Consider the following 941-nt stretch of genomic DNA (forward strand, 5'->3'; position numbering starts at 1 on the left):
AGTGTCGGTCCGGAAAGAAGTTGCGTAATCTGAGTCGGTTATGATTCCCTGGCTTTGAGATGATTCTTTTCGGGCAAGGCAGCGATGTGGACGACAGCGAACCGTGGAAAATACAAGCGCGATGGATTGCGCTATCCGAGTGATCTGACGGATGCGGAATGGGCTCTGGTGGAGCCGTTGATCCCTCCAGCCAAGCGTGGCGGGCGCCGACGTGAGGTCAATGTTCGCGAGGTCGTCAACGGCCTGCTGTATGTGCTGAGCACGGGCTGCCAGTGGCGCGCCGTTCCGAAAGACCTGCCGGCCAAGAGCACGTTGTTCGACTATTTCGACCTTTGGAACTGGGACGGCACACTCGGCCGTCTTCACGATGAACTCTATGTGAAATGCCGCGAGGCGATGGATCGTGAGGCCAGTCCCACCGCCTGCATCATCGATAGCCAGAGCGTTAAAAGCGCCGAAAAAGGGGGATCTGCATCGACCCGAGCGGGTATGATGCGGGCAAGAAGATCAAGGGCAAGAAGCGCCACATCCTCGTCGATACGGTAGGGCTGCTGCTTCATGCCCTGGTTCACCCGGCCGACATCCAGGATCGTGACGGTGGCGTGCTGGTCTTGAAGACGCTGTTTGGGAGGTACCCGTTCCTGAAAAGGCTGTTCGCCGATGGCGGCTATCAGGGACCTGTCTTTGCCAAGGGGCAGAAGAAGGCCATGCCGGGCCTTGCGACCGAAATCGTCAAGCGCTCCGATACTGCCAAAGGCTTCGAGGTCTTGCCGAGACGTTGGGTGGTTGAGAGGACCTTCGCGTGGCTGGGACGTTGCCGCAGGCTGGCCAAGGACTTCGAAAACATGTCACGCAACGCACTCGCCTTCCTCAAATTGGCATCCATTCGCCTCATGCTGAGAAGGCTCTGTTCAAACTGAATAACTTTCCGGACCGACTCT

General features: G+C 57.9%; 1 protein-coding gene. It reads left to right on the forward strand.

Translation table 11 applies throughout. The features are described from left to right. The first annotated feature begins 84 nt into the window (after nt 1-84). Nucleotides 85-920, forward strand: a protein-coding gene (locus tag EXZ48_RS34700; protein WP_130521628.1) for an IS5 family transposase whose coding sequence is annotated in 2 segments (ribosomal slippage) — nt 85-472 and nt 472-920 — 837 coding nt in all. Because the reading frame shifts where the segments join, the coding sequence is not laid out codon by codon here. The last annotated feature ends 21 nt before the right edge of the window (nt 921-941 follow it).

Source organism: Shinella sp. JR1-6 (assembly GCF_004284735.1).
Classification (GTDB): domain Bacteria; phylum Pseudomonadota; class Alphaproteobacteria; order Rhizobiales; family Rhizobiaceae; genus Shinella.